This is a genomic window from Bradyrhizobium sp. SZCCHNS1050 (assembly GCF_032484785.1).
In the GTDB taxonomy this organism is placed as follows: domain Bacteria; phylum Pseudomonadota; class Alphaproteobacteria; order Rhizobiales; family Xanthobacteraceae; genus Bradyrhizobium.
In genome coordinates this window covers 3,642,022-3,663,393 of record NZ_JAUETR010000001.1, presented here as the reverse complement: position 1 = coordinate 3,663,393, position 21,372 = coordinate 3,642,022, and the positions used below count along the sequence as shown (strand labels likewise).

Annotated in this window: 23 protein-coding genes; 11 read left to right on the top strand and 12 right to left on the bottom strand. The window is 64.5% G+C overall.

Translation table 11 applies throughout. The annotated features are described in order from the left end of the window. Positions 1-23 precede the first annotated feature (23 nt). Positions 24-1,016 (bottom strand): cytochrome-c peroxidase, encoded by a 993-nt coding sequence (locus QX094_RS16535; protein WP_316188033.1) that lies wholly within the window; start codon positions 1,014-1,016, stop codon positions 24-26. 381 nt (positions 1,017-1,397) lie between these two features. Here QX094_RS16535 and QX094_RS16530 point away from each other — a divergent pair, with 381 nt between their 5' ends. From QX094_RS16530 to QX094_RS16520, 3 genes are all read left to right on the top strand, one after another. Then, complete coding sequence (locus QX094_RS16530) at positions 1,398-2,126, top strand: MgtC/SapB family protein (protein WP_316188032.1); 729 nt, start codon at positions 1,398-1,400, stop codon at positions 2,124-2,126. A gap of 175 nt (positions 2,127-2,301) precedes the next feature. Continuing rightward, positions 2,302-2,502 (top strand): hypothetical protein, encoded by a 201-nt coding sequence (locus tag QX094_RS16525; protein WP_315713851.1) that lies wholly within the window; start codon positions 2,302-2,304, stop codon positions 2,500-2,502. Between the two features lie 477 nt (positions 2,503-2,979). Further along, entirely contained in the window at positions 2,980-3,357 is a 378-nt protein-coding gene (locus QX094_RS16520; RefSeq protein ID WP_315713850.1) for a DUF1493 family protein, read from the top strand. 318 nt (positions 3,358-3,675) lie between these two features. On the opposite strand, the gene QX094_RS16515 is transcribed toward QX094_RS16520, so the two are convergent. Then, positions 3,676-4,029: a hypothetical protein gene (locus QX094_RS16515; RefSeq protein ID WP_315713849.1), complete on the bottom strand. Its 354-nt coding sequence runs from the start codon at positions 4,027-4,029 to the stop codon at positions 3,676-3,678. A gap of 1,196 nt (positions 4,030-5,225) precedes the next feature. Between QX094_RS16515 and QX094_RS16510 the strand changes: the two genes are divergently transcribed. Next, a complete protein-coding gene (locus QX094_RS16510; RefSeq protein ID WP_316188031.1) occupies positions 5,226-7,388 on the top strand; it encodes a malate synthase G in 2,163 nt (720 codons plus the stop codon). A gap of 64 nt (positions 7,389-7,452) precedes the next feature. On the opposite strand, the gene QX094_RS16505 is transcribed toward QX094_RS16510, so the two are convergent. Then, on the bottom strand, positions 7,453-7,608 hold the full coding sequence (locus tag QX094_RS16505; RefSeq protein WP_315713847.1) for a Thivi_2564 family membrane protein: 156 nt from the start codon (positions 7,606-7,608) through the stop codon (positions 7,453-7,455). A gap of 178 nt (positions 7,609-7,786) precedes the next feature. On the opposite strand from QX094_RS16505, the gene QX094_RS16500 reads away from it, so the two are divergent. Beyond that, the gene (locus QX094_RS16500; RefSeq protein ID WP_316188030.1) at positions 7,787-9,880 is read left to right on the top strand and encodes a methyl-accepting chemotaxis protein; all 2,094 of its coding nucleotides are present in this window, start codon (positions 7,787-7,789) and stop codon (positions 9,878-9,880) included. Between the two features lie 13 nt (positions 9,881-9,893). Here QX094_RS16500 and QX094_RS16495 read toward each other — a convergent pair whose 3' ends face one another. Both QX094_RS16495 and QX094_RS16490 read right to left on the bottom strand, forming a co-directional pair. Further along, entirely contained in the window at positions 9,894-10,553 is a 660-nt protein-coding gene (locus QX094_RS16495) for a DUF2865 domain-containing protein (RefSeq protein WP_315713845.1), read from the bottom strand. A 15-nt stretch (positions 10,554-10,568) separates the two neighbouring features. Then, entirely contained in the window at positions 10,569-11,318 is a 750-nt protein-coding gene (locus QX094_RS16490) for a L,D-transpeptidase (protein ID WP_315825994.1), read from the bottom strand. A gap of 218 nt (positions 11,319-11,536) precedes the next feature. On the opposite strand from QX094_RS16490, the gene QX094_RS16485 reads away from it, so the two are divergent. From QX094_RS16485 to QX094_RS16475, 3 genes are all read left to right on the top strand, one after another. Further along, positions 11,537-12,655 (top strand): AI-2E family transporter, encoded by a 1,119-nt coding sequence (locus QX094_RS16485; protein WP_315825993.1) that lies wholly within the window; start codon positions 11,537-11,539, stop codon positions 12,653-12,655. Between the two features lie 80 nt (positions 12,656-12,735). Further along, a complete protein-coding gene (locus QX094_RS16480) occupies positions 12,736-13,107 on the top strand; it encodes a YqjD family protein (RefSeq protein WP_315713842.1) in 372 nt (123 codons plus the stop codon). A 102-nt stretch (positions 13,108-13,209) separates the two neighbouring features. Next, positions 13,210-13,653, top strand: a complete 444-nt coding sequence (locus QX094_RS16475; protein ID WP_315713841.1) for a hypothetical protein — start codon at positions 13,210-13,212, stop codon at positions 13,651-13,653. Between the two features lie 91 nt (positions 13,654-13,744). On the opposite strand, the gene QX094_RS16470 is transcribed toward QX094_RS16475, so the two are convergent. Further along, positions 13,745-14,185 (bottom strand): hypothetical protein, encoded by a 441-nt coding sequence (locus QX094_RS16470; RefSeq protein WP_315713840.1) that lies wholly within the window; start codon positions 14,183-14,185, stop codon positions 13,745-13,747. 378 nt (positions 14,186-14,563) lie between these two features. On the opposite strand from QX094_RS16470, the gene QX094_RS16465 reads away from it, so the two are divergent. Continuing rightward, entirely contained in the window at positions 14,564-15,049 is a 486-nt protein-coding gene (locus QX094_RS16465; RefSeq protein ID WP_315713839.1) for an energy transducer TonB, read from the top strand. Between the two features lie 78 nt (positions 15,050-15,127). On the opposite strand, the gene QX094_RS16460 is transcribed toward QX094_RS16465, so the two are convergent. Further along, on the bottom strand, positions 15,128-15,931 hold the full coding sequence (locus tag QX094_RS16460; RefSeq protein WP_315713838.1) for a response regulator: 804 nt from the start codon (positions 15,929-15,931) through the stop codon (positions 15,128-15,130). Positions 15,932-16,127: 196 nt separating this feature from the next. Here QX094_RS16460 and QX094_RS16455 point away from each other — a divergent pair, with 196 nt between their 5' ends. Both QX094_RS16455 and QX094_RS16450 read left to right on the top strand, forming a co-directional pair. Beyond that, positions 16,128-16,364 carry a NepR family anti-sigma factor gene (locus tag QX094_RS16455; protein WP_315734569.1) on the top strand — a complete coding sequence of 79 codons (237 nt, stop codon included), beginning with the start codon at positions 16,128-16,130 and terminating at the stop codon, positions 16,362-16,364. Further along, positions 16,365-16,913 carry a sigma-70 family RNA polymerase sigma factor gene (locus tag QX094_RS16450; protein ID WP_006612137.1) on the top strand — a complete coding sequence of 183 codons (549 nt, stop codon included), beginning with the start codon at positions 16,365-16,367 and terminating at the stop codon, positions 16,911-16,913. A gap of 130 nt (positions 16,914-17,043) precedes the next feature. On the opposite strand, the gene QX094_RS16445 is transcribed toward QX094_RS16450, so the two are convergent. The 5 genes from QX094_RS16445 to QX094_RS16425 form a co-directional block, all read right to left on the bottom strand. Next, complete coding sequence (locus tag QX094_RS16445) at positions 17,044-18,699, bottom strand: HWE histidine kinase domain-containing protein (protein ID WP_315713836.1); 1,656 nt, start codon at positions 18,697-18,699, stop codon at positions 17,044-17,046. Positions 18,700-18,992: 293 nt separating this feature from the next. Beyond that, a complete protein-coding gene (gene ureG, locus QX094_RS16440) occupies positions 18,993-19,616 on the bottom strand; it encodes an urease accessory protein UreG (protein ID WP_315713835.1) in 624 nt (207 codons plus the stop codon). A gap of 68 nt (positions 19,617-19,684) precedes the next feature. Next, positions 19,685-20,407: an urease accessory protein UreF gene (locus tag QX094_RS16435; protein WP_315714368.1), complete on the bottom strand. Its 723-nt coding sequence runs from the start codon at positions 20,405-20,407 to the stop codon at positions 19,685-19,687. Next, positions 20,394-21,011, bottom strand: coding sequence for an urease accessory protein UreE (gene ureE / locus QX094_RS16430; protein ID WP_316188029.1), 618 nt, complete (start codon positions 21,009-21,011; stop codon positions 20,394-20,396). The genes QX094_RS16435 and ureE overlap by 14 nt, the downstream gene beginning before the upstream one ends. A gap of 42 nt (positions 21,012-21,053) precedes the next feature. Continuing rightward, positions 21,054-21,353 (bottom strand): putative quinol monooxygenase, encoded by a 300-nt coding sequence (locus QX094_RS16425; protein ID WP_315713833.1) that lies wholly within the window; start codon positions 21,351-21,353, stop codon positions 21,054-21,056. Between the last annotated feature and the right edge of the window lie 19 nt (positions 21,354-21,372).

Sequence of the window (21,372 nt, the reverse complement as noted above, 5' to 3'; positions counted from 1 at the left end):
GCGCGACCCAGCTCAGCCCGACGCTACAGCGCGCCGACATAGGCGGTGAGATCGTCGAGCTCGGCCTCGGTCGGCAGCCGCGTCTCCATCTTCTTGGCATAGAACTCCCACATCAGCTTGACGGCGTCGCGCAGCGACGCCGTGCGGCCGTCGTGGAAATACGGCGCGGTCGACGCGGCCGCATGCAGGGTCGGCACCTTGAACTTGCCGCCGGTGCCGATGTCGTCTTTGCTCTTCTTGTCGAAGCTCGGCAATTGATGGCAGGTGCCGCAACCGCCGTCGCCGATATAGAGCTCATAGCCGCGCCTGACGGCCGCGCTGGCATCCTCCCTCGGCGTGCCGTCCCCCTTGACCTGCCAGTTCGCCGGGTAGTTCAGCGTGCGCACATAGGCGACCAGCGCCGCCAGGGTCTCCGGCGACGGCTCCGGCCCCTTCATGCGATTGACGATGATGCCGCGGATGCTGTCCTCCAGGGTCGGCGCCTGGCCGGTCCAGCCGAACACCGCACGCTCGCCGACGCCCCACAGCGTCGGCGTATTCCGGCCATTGGGATCGCCGTCGGCGACCACGTCGAGGCCGACATAGGTCTTGTTGTTGGTATGCCCGGTCGAGAAGTGGCAGGTCGCGCAGGACGCCTTGCCGCCGCCGGAGAGGCTCGCGTCGTTGAACAGCTCCAGCCCCTTGGCGGCGAGCTCGGCTTCGGAGAGCTGGGCCGGTGGCGCCACGGCGGCGCCGACCGTGGTGGGCTCAGCCACCGGCGCCTCGGTTACGGCAGGTGCTGACGGCGCCTTCGGCTGCTTCCTCACCGCCGCGGTGGCGTGGCGGATTCTCGGCCTGTGCTCGGACGGCGCCGCGTGCGCCGATTTCGGCTTCAACACTGAAGCCAGCATTTGCAGCAAGGTCGGCTTTTGCGGAGCTGCCGCGAGATAGGGCGCTACAGATTTGTCCGCCGCAAGCGCGGGCAGGGCGAGCAGGCCAAGACACAAGACGACTGACCGCAGCCCCGTGAACGACATCGCCCGTCTCCCCCGACATCCCCTTAATGCAAATCGTTATCGATAGCTTTTGCGTCCGAAGTGGGACTGTGCGGGGGCAATGAATCGGCGCAGGCGGGATTGAGCGGCGTCAGTGCGCCGGCCTGACCGCCATCGGCGGACGCGATGCCGGCGTGCGTCGAGAACAGCCGGCGCGGCGAATGTGAGAACCTGCCGCCTCCATCGACGACGGCGCGTCGGCGCGTCAGGCGCTGCGCGCATCCTGGCCGGAGAACTACGGAGGAGTACGCCGGCTCGTGCCTGGACAGCAGCTTGCCCACGGCGCGGCCGCCGCATCGGCAAGCAGAAATTAGCACTTGATCCGCACAGTTCACGCCACCCGCAGCAACGCGGTCGAGGCGCATGATGGAGCATCTGGCGGCCTATTGGTCGACGGCCGAACTGGAGACGAACGGGATTCTGCTGCTGCACCTGATGGGTGCGGCGGCCGTCGGCCTGCTGCTGGGCTACGAGCGCACCTATCACGGACGCGCGGCCGGCATGCGGACCTACGCCCTGGTTTGCGTCGCATCGACCTTGCTGACGGCGATCAACGGCTTTCCCGGCAGCTGGTATGGCGGCATGGCGGTGTCGCCGACCGTCTCCGATCCGACGCGCGTGATCCAGGGCCTGATGACCGGCATCGGCTTCCTCGGCGCCGGCGTCATCATCAAGGACGGCTTCACCATCCGCGGCGTGTCGACGGCCGCCTCGATCTGGATGACGTCGGCGATCGGCATCATCATCGGCATCGGCTTCTACGGCACCGCGCTGTGCGCCACGGCATTGTCGCTGGCCGCGATGACCCTGCTCGGCCAAGTCGAGAAATGGCTGCCGCATCAGACCACGCTGTCGCTGTCGGTCGTCTACCGCCACGGCCTGCAGCCGAGCGAGGCAGAACTGCGCGAATGCATGCGGGCCTATGGCTTCGACGTGCTGGACTGGTGCTACGAATACAGCGAGGCGAAGCGGCAATTCCATTTCGAGCTGGTGCTGCAGGCCGCCGGCCGGTTCGAGACCGCCCAGATGGCGCGCGATTTGTCGAGCGCGCAAGACGTGGTCGAATTCCGCTTGGCGCCATCAAGAGCGTGAGGGTAGCGCGTAGCCGGGATGAGCTCGGCGACATCCGGGACCGGTCCTGCCGTGTCGCGGCACGCTCAAGCAACACGCCTACGTCACATTCGACAACGCGATCCCTCAATGCCGTTTTATGGTCCCATCGGGCCCCCACCTTTTCGGCTTCAATGTTCAGTTCTATGTTCCCATCATGACAACCGCAGAAGAGATCGAAAAGGCCGTCCAACAGCTCAATCCAGACGAACTCGCGCGCTTTCGCGCATGGTTCGAACGGTTCGATGCTGCGTCATTCGATGCTGCGATCGAGCGTGATGCTCATACGGGGAAACTCGACGCCTTGGCGGACGAAGCTCTTGCCGCGCATCGGGCCGGCCGCTCCCGGCTATTGTGACCCATTTCGCATCCCCGAAATTTTGGGCGGCCTACGAGTTGCTGCCTGAAGCCATCAAAGGCTCGCCGATCAGAATTTCTGAGCTGCTGAAACGCGACCCGCGTCACCCTCTCTGCAGTTTAAGAAGGTCGGACGTTTCTGGTCGGCTCGGGTCGGACTCGCTACCGAGCCCTCGTGACCGAGATCGATGACGGCTACTTATGGTTCTGGATCGGCTCGCATGCCGACTACGACAAGCTCGTTGGATAGCCTAGGCGCGGACAAAGGAAAGCGCCATGCGGATTGATGGTTTGCTATTCATTCAGCGACGCGCCTGCGATCTTTTGCGACCATCGGGTGGGCAAAGCGGCGCGGGCAGGCGGCGCGTGCCCCCCATCTCAAACCGGTGAAGCATGGTGAGCACGGCGCTCCGCGCCTTTGCCCGGCCCACGAGCGACCTGCGCTTGCCTGCAGCAGAAGGTGTCGGATAGTTGGATGATGTCACAGACTTCAGACCAACTCCTTCAGAAGATTCTGGACTTCGTCAGGGCCGAGACCGGGATCCGCGAGCAAATCTCTGACGAGTCCGACATCGCCGGAGACCTCGGCGTCGACGGCGATGATGCGCGCGAATTCATGCTTGCATTCCAGCGGGCGTTCGACGTCGACCTGTCCGGCTTCGAATTCGACCGCCATTTCGGACCGGAGGGCCTGTCGCTGACCCGGCTTGTCCTGACCGTTCTTCGCCTGCGCCGCCCCCAGTTGCCGCTGACGATCGCCACACTCGTCGATGCCGCGAGACAGAAGCGCTGGCCCAATGAAGCGACATCGATCGCCGTCTCGCCGGAAGGCCGCACGGCACCGCCGGAGATGTGAGCCTGACCGCCGCGTTCCAAATCCAAGTCTGCCCCTATTGCGGAACGAGGCTATCGACCCTGGTCAAACCGTCGACCCTCAGGGCGTTCCGCGCATTAGCCCGGCTCTGAGCAGGCATAGCACGGACGGCCCGGATCGACGCAGCGACACGTCTGACGGTCACGAATGGCTTTTTGCATCCGCAAAACCCAACCGTTTCACGAATGCTGGCATTTGGGAGCACGGAGGGGAGTCGCTACCAAGTCAATTCCGGACGCCGCCATCGACCTGAGGAGCGGCCAAGCCCGCTTCCGGACCACGCCTACAGAGCACCCGCGCTCACGAGCGCGGTGCGGAGGTCGATCCGAGCAGCTTCCTCGCCTGGTCAGCGGCGCGATCCAATCTGATCCGGTCCTTGCCCTGGCCGATCTCATGGCGAAATTCCTTTAAGCTCTGAATTCTGACTCCCGTTAGAGTCATCGGATCACGCCCGCGCGGTACATCGAAGCTCACGACAGAATGATCATCGACAAGGATGGTATAGACGTCTTCAGCCTGCTCGGGGATATGCCTCAGCACATGATGGATTGATCCTCCCGGACAGAGGCGATCAATCAGTGTCAGGAGCTCCGCACGACGTGCATCTTCCGGCAGCAGCGCATTGAGTTCGTATCGATCTTTCAGGCGAGCCATCGGCATGGGCTCCGTTGTGCGAACACTCTGCCGGCGCGGACGTCATATTCGAAGGTTCTCACAAAGCCAACAGGCAAGACCAGATGGAAGCTCGGTCGGCACTAGCTCGCCAGCTTGCCATGCCCCGAAGTCCGCAAAATCTGCCTGCGCCGAAAAGCCGAATTCTCGAACCGCATCAACCTGATTTGCCCTGTCCAGTCCCCGGCTCAAAAATATTCTTCTTTCTTTTTTCCCGAATTTATGCTTATCTCTCCACATCCCGTCCCACACGAGGGACAGTTCGCGACCGTCACGGACGTCGGGTGCGGGATGCGGTGGGCGTCTTGGGCTGCGGCGTGAGCGATCATGTCGACGGACAGCCCCGAGGCGCACGGCCAAGTCGTGGGGTCCTGGCATCCCGATGCCGATGCCACGCCTGCACAGCGCCAACGCGCTGCGCAGGCAACGGTGACCAGAAAGCCCGGCGCACCGGGGAGACCACGGAGCAACCGTAGAGCCATCGCGCAGGGGAGGCCGGATGTCCGGCTCGTACCTGTGGTGACTGCCGCCTGCATTTTTTTCTGCAGGCGGGCCATGGGTGCAGCCTGCACCCGGCCTTCCCTGCGCCTCTCGTGATCGAGGGGCGGCAAGTGTGCAAAGCTCGGACGCGAACAGGCGCCGCGAGGACGAAGTTGCATGAGCCATCACCACCACGAGCGATCACCTTCGTTGAGTTGTCCGCAGCCGTTTGGTGTACGTCGAAACGCCATTTGCGGCACGCTGTGCGTTGTCACCCTACCCTGGAGGGGGAGGGTCGGCGCGCGTCGCGGCAGCGATGCGCGGCGGGGTGGGGTGATGCCACGGGCACCGGCGTTCGTGGAGAGATCACCCCACCCCGCCTCGCATCTCGCTTCGCTCGTTGCGAGTCGACCCTCCCCCTCCAGGGGAGGGTGGCAGCGTGCCCGATCCGAGGGCTCTGCACGGCTGTGGGCTCGCGGCCGAACTCTGAGGCGGTCCTGCGAAATTACTTGTCATCACTCCGCCCGGAACCAGCCCGCCTGTCCGCTGCCCTCCCCCGACCAACGGCGATACCCCTCCCCCCTTTCGTGGCCCCCGCTTTGGCGCTAAATGCACTGCACACGCCGCCCTTCGAGGCGGCCATTTCAGCACGCCCAAGACACGCGCAACGTCGCCCTATTCGAGAGAAACGTCTCATCATGACCCGTATCGACGCCCATGGACTGAAGATCGCCCCCGTTTTGTTCGACTTCATCGCCAAGGAGGCCGCGCCGAAGACCGGGATCGATCCGGACGCGTTCTGGGCCGGCCTTGCCGCGATCCTGCGCGATCTCGGCCCTAAGAACCGCGAGCTGCTCGCCTTCCGCGACGCCCTGCAGCACAAGATCGACGCCTGGCACCTCGCCAACAAGGGCAAGGCCTTCGACCTCGGCGCCTACACCGCATTCCTGAAGGAGATCGGCTACCTGCTGCCCGAGCCGGCCACGCACAAGGTCGAGACCGCCAATATCGACGAAGAGATCGGCAAGATCTGCGGGCCGCAGCTCGTGGTGCCGCTCACCAACGCCCGCTACGCGCTGAACGCGGCGAATGCGCGCTGGGGCTCGCTCTACGACGCGTTCTACGGCACCGACGCCATCCCGCACGATCCGAGCGAAGCGGGCAAGGGCTACAACAAGGCCCGCGGCGACAAGGTGATCGCCAAGGCCAAGGCCTTCCTTGACGCCGCCGTGCCGCTCGCCACCGGCAGCCACACCGACGTCACCGCCTACAGCGTCATTGCCGGCCAGCTCTCGGCCAAGCTGAAGAGCGGCAACGCCACTGCGCTCAAGAACGCCGACCAGTTCGCCGGCTATCAAGGCTCGGCCGACGCGCCCTCCGTCATCCTGCTTGCCAACAACGGCCTCCACGTCGAGGTCGTGATCGACCGCAGCCATGTCATCGGCAAGGACGATCCGGCCGGCGTCTCCGACATGATCCTGGAAGCCGCGGTCTCGACCATCCTCGACATGGAGGACTCGGTCGCCGCCGTCGACGCCGAGGACAAGGTGCTGGTCTACCGCAACACGCTCGGCCTGATGAACGGCACGCTGTCGGCCGACTTCGAGAAGGGCGGCAAGACACTCACCCGCGCGCTGAACAGCGACCGCAGCTACACCACGCCGTCCGGCGGCAGCCTCACGCTGCACGGCCGCAGCCTGCTGCTGATCCGCAATTGCGGGCATCACATGTTCACCGACGCCGTGCTCGACTCCCAGGGCAAGGAGGTGCCGGAGGGCATTCTCGACGCCGCGGTCACCGGCCTGCTCGCGATGCACGACCTCAAGGGTCTCTCCAAGGTCAGGAACAGCCGCACCGGCTCGATCTACATCGTCAAGCCGAAGATGCACGGCCCGGACGAGGTGGCGCTGACGGTCGAGCTGTTCGCGCGCGTCGAGAAGATGCTCGGCCTGCCCGAGAACAGCATGAAGGTCGGCATCATGGACGAGGAGCGCCGCACCACGGTGAACCTCAAGGCCTGCATCCAGCAGGCGTCCAAGCGCATCGTCTTCATCAACACCGGCTTCCTCGACCGCACTGGCGACGAGATCCACACCTCGATGGAAGCCGGTCCGATGATCCGCAAGAACGAGATGAAGGCGCAGCCCTGGATCAAGGCCTACGAGGATTGGAACGTCGACAACGGCCTGACCTGCGGCCTGCCCGGCCATGCCCAGATCGGCAAGGGCATGTGGGCGGCGCCGGACAAGATGGCCGACATGCTGGCGCAGAAGATCGGCCACCCGCAGGCCGGCGCCACCACCGCCTGGGTGCCGTCGCCGACCGCGGCGACGCTGCACGCTTTGCACTATCACCAGGTCAACGTTCACGCCCGCCAGGCGGAACTCGCGAAGGGCGGCCCGCGCGCCAAGCTCGGCGACATCCTCACCATTCCGGTGTCGCAATCGAACTGGGCGCCCGACGACGTGCGCCAGGAGATCGACAACAACTGCCAGGGCATTCTCGGCTACGTCGTGCGCTGGATCGACCAGGGCGTCGGCTGCTCCAAGGTGCCCGACATCCACGATGTCGGCCTGATGGAGGACCGCGCCACCTTGCGCATCTCGAGCCAGCATCTCGCCAACTGGCTGCACCATGGCGTGGTCAGCAAGGAGCAGGTGATGGATTCGCTGAAGCGCATGGCCGTCGTGGTCGACAAGCAGAATGCCGGCGACGCGCTCTATCAGCCGATGGCGCCGTCGTTCGACGGCGTGGCGTTCAAGGCGGCCTGCGACCTCGTGTTCGAAGGCCGCACCCAGCCGAACGGCTACACCGAATACATCCTCACGGCGCGGCGCCGCGAGGCGAAGGCAAGCGCCTGATGCGAAAAGCCCCGGCCATCCGCCGGGGCTTTTTTTGATCTGCCGAAGGTAACATGATGCTGGATCATATCACCGCGATGAATCGAAGCAGCGAGATCACGCCGAGCACGATGACGATCACGCGGCAGATCTGCTTGGCCCGGCCGTCGATCGGCAGCAGGTTGATCAAATAGAGGATCAGGATGACGACGAGAAAGGTGACGAGAGCACTGACGAGCATGAATGAGCCCCTGAACGAGAGGAGGATGCGCTGGCGGTGATCAGCTAACACGCTCGGCGGCTGGTAGTTCCACTCCCGGAACCTGGGTGCTCAGCGACTGTCTCCGTAGTTCAACGGAGCCAGCCCTCATCCAGATTTTTACGGCTCTGCGGTCAAATGCGGTGAATCGGAGATCAACATGCTGAACCGCCTGACCATTTCCACGACGTTGAAGGCCATCATCCTGGTGACGGCATGCCTGTTTGTCGGCCTGTTCGCCTCGCGGGCCTACAATTCGTGGCAGCAGCTCGAGCTCACCGCGCGCATCAGCTCGATCGTCGATGCCTCCGAAAGCATGTTCAAGGCGATGGACAAGCTGCGGGCCGACCGCTCGACCTCGAACCGCATGGTGACTGTGGACGAGAAGGTCGAGCCAGAGACCGAGCGATACGTCCGCAGCCTGCGCGACGTCGCCATGCCCGCCATGGGCCGCGCGCTGGGCACCCTTCCGGGCATCGAGTTTGCCGACAAGGCGGCGCTGCTCTCGCAATTCCAGCAACTGCTGACAACGCTGAGCGATCAGCAGAAGGAATTCTGGCAGGAGGTCGCCAAGCCGAAGGCGTCGCGCCGATTGGCGCTCGGCAAGGAATACATGCAGACCGAGGACAGGCTGCTGGAGACGCTGGAGAAGATCCAGGCCATTCTCGCGGCCGAGGTCAACCATGCGGATCCGACCATCGATCAGCTGTTGCAGATCAAGCAGATCGCATGGCTGCTGCGCAACACCGCCGGCGACGCATCCTTCCTGGTTTCGAATGGCCTCGCCGCAGGCAAGATCACGCCCGAGGCGCGGCTGAACTATACCAAGGCGGTCGGCGGCGCCGAGGCCGCATGGAAGGCGCTCGAACTCGCGACCACCGGCGCAAAATGGCCGGCCGCGATGACGGCCGCGCTGGAGGCCACGCGCAAGGCCTATTTCGAGACCGAGTACACGGCGCTGCGCGATCGCCTCGTCAACGCGCTCGCGAGCGGCGAGACGCCAGAGATGGTCGCCAACAAATGGAGCCCATTCACGGTCGGGCGCCTCAATGCGGCGGTTGCGGTCGCCGAGACCGCGCTCGAGACCGCAAGGACCTATATCGAGGAGCAGCATGCGGCGGCCATGCGGACCCTTGGGGTCGAACTCTGCCTCCTGATCGCTGCGACCATGATCGGCGGCACCGCGCTGATGCTGGTGAGCCGCCGGGTGATCCAGCCACTCAACAGGATGCGCGATGCCATGCTGGCGGTTGCGGGCGGCGACCTCAGCGTCGAGACGGGCTACATGCAGCGACAGGACGAGATCGGTGCGCTGGCGGGCGCGCTCGAAACGTTCAAGCAGCAGGCCAAGGACAAGCTCGCGATCGAGGCCCAGGAGCGCCAACGCAACGAAACGACGGTCGCGCGCCAGCGGGCGATCGAAAGCTATGTGAGCGAGTTCGAGGGGCTGGTCCGCGACTCGCTCGAGCAGCTCGGCCGCGCCTCCACCGACATGCAGGCGACGTCCGCCGGACTGACCAACGTCTCGCGGCAGACCAATGCCCGCGCCGAGGAGGCCTCGAAGGCCTCCAGCGATGCGTCGACGAGCGTGCAGACGGTCGCCTCGGCCGCGGAGGAACTGAACGCCTCGATCGCCGACATCAGCAAGCAGGCGTCGCATGCGGCCGGAATCGCCAGCCGCGCGGTGGAGCAGGCCCGCATGACCGACGGCACGGTGCAGGGGCTGGCACAATCGGCCAATCGGATCGGCGAGGTGGTCGGGCTGATCAACAGCATCGCCTCGCAGACCAACCTGCTCGCGCTGAACGCGACCATCGAGGCAGCGCGCGCCGGCGAGGCCGGCAAGGGTTTTGCGGTCGTCGCCTCCGAGGTGAAGACGCTGGCGAGCCAGACCGCGAAGGCGACCGACGAGATTTCCGAGCAGATCGCCGACATCCAGCGCGTCGCCAATGACGCGATCGACGCGATCAAGCGCATCGGCGGCATCATTGGCGAGGTCAACGAGGTGGCGACCGCGATCGCCGCGGCGGTGCAGGAGCAAGGGGCGGCGACGCAGGAGATCTCACGCAGCACCCAGTTCGCCGCCGACGGCACCAAGAACGTTTCCGACAACATCACCGGCGTCAAGTCGGACGCCGATGCCGCTGCGGCGGCGGCCGACAACGTGCGCTCCGCCTCAGAGACGCTGGAGAGCCAGAGCAGGAATCTCGGTCATCAGGTCAGGGACTTCCTCGGCAAGATCCGCGCCGCCTGACGACCTCGCAGGATCAGTCGGACGCCGTCACCGGCGCGCGCTCGTATTTCGCGCGCAACGCCGCGGGCGCCGGCGAGAAGTTCAGCTCGGCGCGCTTGCCGCTGCCGGTCCGGTTGGCGACCTTGAGGCCGTCGTCGCTGGCAACGACGTCGCCCTTGCGCAGGGTCGGATCGTTGTCGATCGACACCTTGGCAAGGCCGAAATGGTCCTTGCCGTTGCAGGTGCAGCCGTCGACGATCTCGGTGCGATACTTGAAGGCGTTGGGCAGCGCCGAATACGGCTTGCCGCCATCGGTCTCGGCACCGTCGATCGAGCTGCCATAGACAATCTCGGTCTTGGCCGCCGGGCAGAAGCTGTTGCAGGCGGCTTCCTTGCTCTGGTCGCCGGTCGCGCCGAGCGGGAAGTAGCGGCCATCACAGGTGCGGACACACCAGGCGACGCTGCTGCTGCCGCCGCGATAGGTGACGTCGCCCCGCGGGGCCGGCCGTGGCGCCGGTGGCGCCTCGTCGGCGAACGGCATCCGGATATAGGGCGCCTGACGCTGCGGTGCGTTGAAGCCACCGAACAGCGCCGAGAAAAAATCCTGCGCGCCCGCTGTGGTCGGCGCTGCCAACGCACCCGCGGTTGCCATGGTTGCCACTGCAATGGCGGCGAGTGCACGTCGACCGTTCATCATTCCGCTCCCATGTCAATTGACGGCCGAGACGGGCAGCGACATCGCCTGCCGCCCCGACGGCAGCGACGTCACGCGCGGCGTACGGCCGGCATTGGTGCGCGCCTGCAGCAAGGCGGCCTTCGGCAGCACCACGACCTTCGTCCCCACCTGCACGCGGCTGAACAGGTCGGAAACATCCTCATTGGTCAGGCGGATGCAGCCCGACGACACGAACTTGCCGATCGTCGTGGGGTCGTTGGTGCCATGGATGCGATACTCGCTGGACCCGAGATACATGGCCCGGGCGCCGAGCGGATTGCCTGGGCCGCCGGCCATGAATCGCGGCAGATAGGGCTGGCGCGCGATCATCTGCGCCGGCGGATGCCAGTCCGGCCATTCCGCCTTGCGCGTCACCGTCTGGACACCCGACCAGGTGAAGCCCTGGCGCCCCACGCCGACGCCGTAGCGCAGCGCGCGGCCGCCGCCGAGCACGTAGTACAGATAGGTATTGCCGGTATCGATGATGATCGTCCCCGGCGCCTCCCGCGTATCGAGATTGACGATCGTGCGCCGCAACCTGTCGGGCAGCCGGCTGTCCTCGTCCTGCTCCACGGCGGGTGCAGTCGCCTCGTCCGGCGGGAAGGCCTGCTGCTGTTCGACCGACGCATATCCGAGGCTCTGTGCGTGAGACGCGGTGGGACCAGCAACAAGAAGAACCGCGACGCCGGCGATCAGCGAAGCGGTCCGCGCAAAGCTGCGGTGATCGGAAACGAGCTGTGTCATGGAGTGCCCCTGTCAGACGAGCATCGCGGTACGATGCGTGATTGCTTTCCAAACGCCGAACGTCTCGCCGTAGTTCCGGCCCGGTGTGGTCGCCCTGCGTCAGTCAAGCGTATGAGTTCTCACGTTTGCGCGACGGAACCGGATGGCCCCTCGGCTGTTGGATGACGAGAACGTCACCACGCGAGCTGTGCGCGAACGACTCGATCGGGAGATTCATGGTGCGTGTACTTCCCACCGAGCGGCTGCTCGCCAGCGGGAACGACGATTCAGCCTTGAATGAAAGTCGCCAAGAAGTACCGCCCGTGATTAGGCGGGCTGACGTCGTCGCCATCGCTCTCGTCATCCTCACGGCCGTCTGCGTGACGGGTGTCCTCTATGTCGCCCGGGGGTTTTTCCTGCCGATCGTCATGGCCTTCGTGGTCGGCACCATGCTGTCGCCGGCCGCCAACTTTCTCGAACGCCATCACGTGCCGCGCGGCGTCGGCGCCGTGTTGATCGTGATCGCCGTTGCCACCGGGCTCGCCTTCATCATTGGCCTGATTTCGGCGCCTGTGCTCGACTGGACCAATCGCCTTCCCGAGCTTGCCACGACGCTCAAGGCCAAGCTGCACGTCTTCGATCGACCGCTGGCGCTGTGGCACGAAATGCAGGCGGCCGTCGGCGGCGGAAGCGCACAAGCCTCGGCCAGCCTGGAGCTCCCCAAGTTCGATTGGGTTCAGCCAACGATCGAATTCCTGTCGCCGACCTTCACCGAATTCCTACTGTTCTTCGCGACGCTCGTGCTGTTCATCGCAAGCTGGCGCGATCTCCGGCGAGCGCTGATCATGACCTTTGGTGATCACGAGGCACGGCTGCGGACGCTGCGCATCCTCAATGAGCTCGAGCTGCACCTCGGCAACTACCTCCTGACAGTGACGCTCATCAACACCGGTGTCGGTATTGCAGCCGGCCTCGCCTGCGCCCTCGCCGGCATGCCCAATCCCGCCGGCCTCGGGGCGCTTGCGGCAACGCTGAACTTCATCCCCATCATCGGGCCGATCGCGATGTTCGCGGTGCTCGTCCTGGTCGGCGCAATCGCATTCCCGACCTTGAGCGCCGGCATGGTCGCGCCCGCCATCTTCGCCGTGATCACCTTCATGGAAGGCCACTTCGTCACGCCGACCATCATCGGCAGGCGGCTGGCTCTCAACGCACTCGCGGTGTTCATCGCGCTGGCATTCTGGACCTGGCTGTGGGGCCCGATGGGAGCCTTCCTTGCCTCGCCGCTCCTGATCGTCGCCCTCATCGTCAAGGAGCATCTGCTGCCGGACGACTCGCCGCAACTGCCGGCAGACTAATTCGGTTTCCACCGTCGGAACTTCGGCTGAGACCCCGCGTTTGTCGAGCAGACGCAATCACCTTGCTCCGGGAGCTTGCCATGCCACCGACTGACGGTGAGACCGCCCTGAAAGATCTCGTCGACAAAGCGAACTACGAACGCCTGCAGAAGGATGTCCACGCCGTGAAAAACGATATCGCAGCTCTCACCGAACAGATCACCGACGCGCTCAATGCTTTCGCTGGGCAGGCCAGCAAGCAGGCCCGCAGCGGCTATCGTCAGGCACGCGAGAACGTAGACCAGACGTTCGACGACATGTCCGAGCGCGGCACTGCGATGTTTGGTGCAGCCCAGGATGCCGCAAACTCGCTGGAGGAGCGCCTTGAGGACGTGATCTCCCATCGCCCACTCGCCACCGTGGGTCTTGCGCTCGGACTCGGATTTCTCATCGGCGCCGCCTGGAGACGCTGAGGGTTGGCCCCTGAAATCCAGAGGTCGTCTTGTTTCGGCGCCGCGTTATCGGCGCCGATTTGAGTTTGTTGCGCAGATGAACGAGACGAGGAGGAGAATGACATGCTGCAGCGCCTGATTGCGGACTTCCAGGAATCGACCGGGCATGCCGTTCGGCTCACATCGCTCGCAATCGCTGCAGCGGTCGGACTGTTCGTAACCACGAGCTTTCTGTGCGCCGCAGCTTTTGTCGCCGTCCTGGATCGTTACGGGCTCGTGGCCGCGTGCCTCACAGGTGCCGCCATCTTCTTCGTGGTGACGTTGATGGCCGCAATCAGCTACATGGCGCGCAAGCGCGCAATCGAGAGTCGTGCCGCGCGGACCGCGGAAACGGCGCGGTCGGCAGTCCAATCTGCTTTCGCAGACCCGATGTTGTTGGCTAGCGGCCTGCAGATCGTCCGCATGATTGGCATCAAGCGGCTGATTCCCATTCTGGCTTTGGGCGGTCTGGCGCTCGGATTCATGGTCAGCCGCCCAGCCGCGGAGGAGCAAACTCCCGCAGAGTGAGGACTGCCCCTGACCGTCATCGGACGGCTTTTATCATTTGCCAGGCGTTGATCCGCCGCTTGAGCCGCGGGCCTGGTGCGAGGGGCTGTAACTAAGTCACACACCGTCCCGGTTGCAGGCGCTTGGCGATCTCCGTCAGCACGGACACCGACGGCTCGCACGCCACCGGATGCTTGACGGCCTGCCGCTCGTTGCCGGTGGTGATGAGCTGCGATCCCTGCGGCGATGGTAACGAGCCCGCGCTTACACCCGTGGGGTTGAAGGGAAGCCGCACCAAGAAGGAGGTCTCCGCGAAGGCTGCCAGCTTGATCGACACAGTCTGCGACGGCGCCGCAGTACCGTTTTGTTTGGCGCGGTCAGCCTTGGCGGCCCGGTTCACGTCATTCGCGGTTGCGACGATCGGCTGGGGAGAGGGGCTCTGAACCGGCAGGTTGGCGCCAAGATCATGGCCTGAAGCCAGTTGCATTGCGCCCACGAGCATCGCGGAAGCCGCAAGCGAACCCAAAACGATAACCTTCCTGGTCTGCGACATGTCTCTGCTCCCCTCGCCGTAAGGCGATCGGCATACCAACGTAAGTCGCAGGAACTGGGTTCTCGGTTGGGCAAATCACTTAACCGTGTGTAAACTGCGGCGGTATTCTTCAATTTCATGGCGCCAAAAAATTCGATCTCACGCGGAACGACTTTTCGGGTCGCGCGTCATCTCGGCAGCCGGTTATTCCCCCTGCCCCATTGACCGGCGACGCGGGGCACCGCCGTGGTGATGCCGGCGGTGCCCCGCATTCTTTTCTGATCCGCCCTTCCGGTCAGATCGCTGCCCCGACATTCGCGGCGCTTTATCCCCTTTTCGTCCCGGTTATATGTTGAAGCAGCGCGGCTGCGTTCATGGTCCGCGCGCGTGGGGGCAGGGATGCTGAGCTCGCTGGATCGCGTCGGCGTATGGAGAGGGTTTGGACTGGCGCTGGTTCTCGTGTGCCTGTTTCCCGGGATTGCAGCGGCCGACGGCGCCAGGGACACTTGGATCAAGAACCTCGTCGCACAATTGAAGGTTCAGCGTCGCTATCCGCTGCAGGCCTCGGATCAGGGCGGGACGGCCAAGGTCCTGTTTCACATCGACCGCGAAGGCCACCTGATCTCGGCGGTGCTGGCCGAAACGACCGGTGACCCCGCGCTCGACCGGGAAGCGCTCGCCATGGTGGAGCGAGCCCAACCATTTGCGCCACCGCCGCCGGAACTGGCGGACGGCGATCTCACTTTTCTCGTGCCGATCGTGTTCGCGCCTCGACGGACGTCCGCAATCATCCGGCTTGAGGAGACAACGTTGAAGCTCCAAGAGACCAAGCCGAATGACGCGACGCTGAAGGCACGGCTCAACGGCGTGTGCCGCGGCTGCTGATCTCGTCTTCGATGCTGCAACGAAATCCGGCGCGCTCCGTGAGGAACGCGCCGGGGCGACGTTGTGCGCGCGGCTTGATCAGGCCGCCGGCTTCGGCATCCTGTTGCGCGAGTTGCGCTGGAAGAACAGAGCCTGGCTGGCGACTGCCGACACCATGGCCGGCTGGAACGGCTTTGAGATCAGGAACGCCGGTTCGGGCCGCTCACCCGTGAGGAAGCGCTCCGGATAGGCGGTAATGAAGACCACCGGCACTTCGAAGGTGCGCAGCAGCTCGTTGACGGCATCCAGGCCGGACGAACCATCCGCGAGCTGAATATCAGCCAGGATCAGACCGGGCTTCTTGTTCTTGGCCAGAGCCACCGCGTCGGCATGGGTGCGGGCCACGCCGATCACGTTGTGACCGAGGTTCTTGACGAGGCTCTCGAGGTCCATCGCGATGAAGGTCTCATCCTCGATGATCAGGACATCGGTGGCGATCTCGGCGGCGAGCTCACGTCCGGCTGCATCCGCCAGCCGGCGGGTTTCCGCGACGTCGATGTCGAGGATGAAGGCCACTTCCTCCTCGGGAAAACCCTCGAGCGAGAGCAGCAGGAAGGCCTGGCGGGGCAAGGGGGTGATGTTGGAGAGGCGCCGCTCCGGCGGCATCGGCAGAGTCGCCACTTCGGCGTCGTCGTTGAGCGCCACCGAGTTCCAGATCTGCGTGAACAGCCGGAACAGCGCAGCCCGCGGGCCATAGCGCTCGTCCAGCAGAGCGGGATCCTGAATCAGCGCCTCGAGCATCGCTCCGACATAGGCGTCTCCGGAACCCTGGCTACCGGTGAGGGCCCTCGCATACCGGCGCAACAGCGGCAAATGTTCAGCAACAAGCTGTGATCGGCTCATCCCCACTCCATTCGGTCATCTGGGCTTCCCGCCCGGGTTCCATGATGGGCTGATTACGCCCGAACCGACGAAAAGTTCCCCAAACGCGTGGAACTTTTATCGCCCCGTCGCATTAGTTCCCGACAGACCCTCTCGGTGGCGAGAATAATTCTTGAAGCTTCAGGGACTTAACTCTCGGGGAAACGTGGAAAAGGTCATGAAAGATGTAAAGTCTCAAGCCAGCAAGAATGCGGCACCGCGCAAGCCCGGCGGACTGAACGCGGAAATTCAATCCAGAATCGGTCATCAACTCCGCGCGATGTACGACGACGTCGTCCGTCAGGGAGTGCCGGACCGCTTCGCGGAACTGGTGCGGAAGCTTGATGCGCCGGCAGCACAGTCCCACGTGGAGAACGGCGGGGGATCCAACGACCAAACCGACGGGAGGGAGTGAATGCCTCTCACTGATTCCTTGAGGGACGATATCCTCGCGGCCGTCCCCAGCCTTCGCGCATTTGCGATTTCCTTGAGTGGTAACAGCGATCGTGCCGACGACCTCGTGCAGGAAACCCTGCTCCGGGCGCTGGCCAACATCGACTCGTTTCAACCGGGATCGAATCTGCCTGCCTGGCTGTTCACGATCCTGCGCAACCTGTTCCGATCCGACTACCGCAAACGCCGGCGCGAAGTGGAGGATGCCGAAGGGAACTACGCCAAGACGCTCAAGACGCATCCCTCGCAGGGCGCGCATCTCGAGTTCGAGGAGTTCCGCGCGGCGCTCGAGAAGCTGCCTCAGGACCAGCGCGAGGCGCTGATCCTGGTCGGTGCATCGGGCTTCTCCTACGAGGATGCGGCAGCGATCTGCGGCTGCGCGGTGGGCACCATCAAGAGCCGCGTGAACCGCGCGCGCTCGAAGCTGGCAGCGCTGCTCTATGTCGAAGGCGCCGAGGATTTCGGCCCGGACGAGACCGTGCGGGCGGTGATCGGCGGCAGCGGCGGCTGATCAGCCAAGCCGTCGCAACCGAACCAGCAAAGAGGCGGCTCGCGAAAGAGCCGCCTCTTCTTGTTGTTGTTGATCACTTGCACTCGGGCATCGTGCGCCCTGGCATCCTGTTTGCCGACGAGCGCTGCGGCTATCGCGCCGGATGCACCGGCGCGGAGAATTGCTCGGTGCGATCGCGCTCGGTCATGTCGATCACCGTCTCCATCGGAGCGGTCAGCTCATACACATAGCTCGCCTCGGTGAAGAAGCGCTTTGACGTGCCGCCGAGCGCCTCCGGTGCCACGCGATCGAGCAGGATCAGTCCGAAATCGCTGTCCGGCCGCCGCGTTGCTTCACTGGTGTTCAATTCCTCCCAACGGAAGTGGAAGACGGCATTCGGCTCCTCGCCGGTCACCTCCCATTTGGCGGTGATGTGCGGGTGCTTTCCCACGAGCGAGAGGCCTTCGTCCGAGTGCGAGGCGAGTTCGAAAAACAGCAGCGACAGGCTCTGCGCGGCACGCGCGCTCACGGTGATGTCGGGTCCGTTGACCGCAATCCTGTCCGCATGCGGGATCGCGCGAGCTTCGAACAGTCCGCGCAATTGCACGCCTTGCCATTGGCTCTCGCTGAGCAGCGTGACGACGTTCGACATCGCATGGATCCGTCCGATCAGCAGCTCGCGTGCGACGTCCATGTCGCTGCCATGACGCAGCGTGCGCGTCACGATGGACTGGATCACCGCCAGGATGTTCTTGACCCGGTGGTTCAGCTCGTCGATGACCGCCGTCAGTCGGCGCTCGAAGCCGATCCGCACCTGGATTTCGCGGCTCAGGCGCAGATTGTTGTAGGCGACGTAGCCGAACAGGCCGCAGATGATACCGGTCAGCGCCATCCCGATGACGCCGACGATCGCCGCGGTCTGTTGCGCGCGCCGGACCGCATTGCCCTTGGCGTAATAGACCAGCGACCAGTCGTGATTGCCGAAGGCCACGGTGCGGGTCGACGACGGAGCAGGATCGTCCGGCCTGCGGGTCCGGCTCGTCACCGCCCCCTGATCGTTGGCAACCAGCTCATCCGAGGCGTTGCGCGGATCCTTCAACGCCACCGAGAACAACGACAGATCGTCATTGGTGAGCAGCAGTGGCCCGATCTCGTAGGAAAACGTCACGAAGCCCGCCGGCGCAGTGGCACCTTGCGGGACAACCGGGGCTGCCAGCACGATCCCGATCGGACCATCGCTCCGCACCAGCGGAGTGGGATCGGATGCGACCGGCTTGCCCTCGGCCATGGCACGCGCGAGCATCGGTCCGACGATCGGCTGCCGGTCGAGTGCGATACCGGGAAGCTTCGAGGTCTCGGCATTGCGTGGCTCGAGATCCATCAGAACGTCCAACGGACGATCGACGTTCGGCCCGAGCGGCATGTCGTCGAAATTGCGAATGGTTGGATTCGGGAAGCCAGCCTGACGCAGCTCGGCTTGCGCGATGGGGAGCTCATCCGGCCGCAGCCGTGCGATCCACGATGCCACCACGAAGTCGGTCTTGAACGCGTAGATCGACGATCGCAGCGGCTCCAGCATATTTGCCTTGATCACGGAGGGAGCGCGGAACAGCCCGGAGGCCACCCGGGCCAGCAGCTCACGTTCGGTCAGCCGGTCCTGGACGAGGCTGGCATGGACGTCGATGGCACGGGCCAGCGCAATGCGATCGAGCGCCAGCTCCTGGTCGTGTACGCGATAGGCGGCCAAGCCGGACAGCGCCGTCCCGACCAGCGCGATCAAACCGATGATGACACCCAGCCGGAGCACTCGTTCACTCTGAAGTAAAGGGTTGGCGAAGGAGGAGACGAGTCATCCAATAACCGGGCCTGCAACTCAAGGACGCACCTCGGGGCGATCGGAAGTGATCGGAGCGATCAGCGGATAGCGATCCCAGGATACCGGTGCATCGGCGCCGAGACGCCTTGGGCAAGGCGCACCCCGGGTCGAGGCAACACCCGAGGGCTCAAGTTGTTCCGGCCGGATGAGGCTTTTTTGCGTCGGTCATTCCAGCAGACGCATCGAGCAACGAAGAGCCGTGCGACGCAGATCCGTCCCCGCGCTCAGGCCGACGGCTTCAGACCGCCCTTGGCTTCGATGAAGCCGATGATCCGGTCAAGCCCCTGGCTCTTCTTCAGGTTGGTCATGACGAAGGGCCGTGAGCCGCGCATGCGCTTGGCATCCGTCTCCATCTTCTCCAGAGAAGCGCCCACATGGGGTGCCAAGTCAATCTTGTTGATCACCAGAAGGTCGGAGCGGGTGATACCCGGTCCGCCCTTCGACGGGATCTTGTCGCCCGCCGCGACGTCGATGACGTAGATCGTGATATCGGCGAGTTCCGGCGAGAACGTTGCGGCGAGGTTGTCGCCGCCCGACTCGATCAACACCAGGTCGAGTCCGGGAAACTTGGCTCGCATGTCGGCCACGGCGGCGAGGTTCATGGACGCGTCCTCGCGGATCGCAGTATGCGGGCAGCCGCCGGTCTCCACGCCGGCGATACGATCCGGAGTCAGCGATCCCGAGCGAACGAGAAACTCCGCGTCCCACTTGGTGTAGATGTCGTTGGTGATCGCAGCGATGTCGTAGTGCTCCCGCATCGACTTGCAGAGCAGATCCATCAACGCAGTCTTGCCGGACCCGACCGGGCCACCGACGCCAACGCGGAGCGGACCGTGAGACGATGCCATGTCATTTATCCTTCTGTCGTGCGCGCGACCGCGCGGGGCCGTGATCGAGCAGCCGTTGCCCCGCTTCATCACGACCGAAACAGCCTTGTATATTGCGTCTCGTGATGAAGGCTTGCGAGATCGGAGCGGAACGTTGCGCCGCCGATGTGATCGAGCGAGGCGAGCAGAGCGCGGTCCGCCGTCGCGGCGACGACAGGTTCCAACGCGGCGAGCACGCGCTGGCTGTCGGTCTGCCCCAACGGTACGAGACGACTGCCGGCGGAAATCCAGTTCGACGTCAGGGCGTGCAGAAAGCCGTGCAGCAGGGGTCCCAGAGGAACGCCGTGAAGCGCGCCGACCAGCCCCACGGCGACCGGATAGACGATGGTCTCACAGCGCGCCACCGCCTCGTCGAGGCCTGCGCAGTTCCAGGCGGACCGCGCGATCTCGATGAAGGCCCGGCCCTGCGCGGTGGTTTCGAGCTGACGCTCGCGCGACGGTACGAACGCGGCCGCAAGCTCGGCCACCTCGCGGAGGCTGGCCATATCGTCGAGCTCGACCGCGCGATACGCGTGCGCGAGGAAAGCCGCGTCGCAGAAGCCGGAGCCGTTGGTCAGCATCGTCGCGAGCCAGCCGCGCAGCTCCGCCGCATCGCCGATGTCGCCTGCCTCCACGGCCCATTCGATGCCGCTCGAATAGGAGAAGCCGCCGATCGGAAACGCCGGCGACAGCCATGTCAGCAGCCGATACAGCGCAGCCGAATCCGCGGCCCTGATTGCAGCCGGCCGAGCCCCCTCCTCATTTGTGCTCATGAGCATGGGAATGACCGTGATCGTGATGGTCATGGCCGCAGTGCTCGTCATGCACGTGATGATCATGTGCATGGCCGTCGTCGTGGCCGTGATGCGCGTGATCGTGCCCGGCATGATCGTGATGATGATCGTGACCGTGGTGATCATGATCATCGTGGCCGTGCGCATGGCTGGGCTCGGCGTAGGCGCCGCCTTCCGGATCGAACGGTGCCTCGATCTCGATGACGCGCGCGCCGAGACCCTTGACCATGGCCTCGATCACGTGGTCGCGGCGGATGCGCAGGCTCTTGGCCATGATCTGCGTCGGCAGGTGCCGGTTGCCGAGGTGCCAGGCCAGCCGCACCAGATGATGCGGATCGGAAGCCCGGATCTCGAGCAGCGGCTCGGCCGCCGCCACGACCTCGATCAGCCGGCCGTCCTCCAGCACCAGGGCATCGCCACCGCGCAATGCGGTAGCGTGCTCGAGGTCCAGCAGAAACTCCAGCCCACGCGTTCCGGTCATCACCAGCCGCCGCCGGTGCCGGTCATCGAAATCGAGCAGGATGGAATCGGCGGCAGCCTCCTTCCAACGATGCTGCCCGAGCACGCGTGTCGCGCGGATCATGCTGAAACTCTCATTCTCTTATTGCGCTCACTCTTATTCCGCTCAGCGGACATCGACCTTCTCAGGCGTGATGATCTCGATCTTCGGCGGGGCCGACATGCATTTGACCGCGACGCGCCCGAACGTCTTCATGTGCTCGGTCGCGCGGTGCGGCACCAAGGCCTCGGCGTTCTCCCACTGCTCGACGAAGACCATCTTGCTCGGGTCGGTGACGCTCTCATGCAAATCATAGGCGATATTGCCGGGTTCTTTGCGGGTCCCCGCAATGCAGGCAGCCGCAGCGGCGATGAATTCCGCACGGGTTTCGGGCTTGATGGTCAAGGTGGCAACGACATAGATCACGAACTCGTCCTCCCGGTAC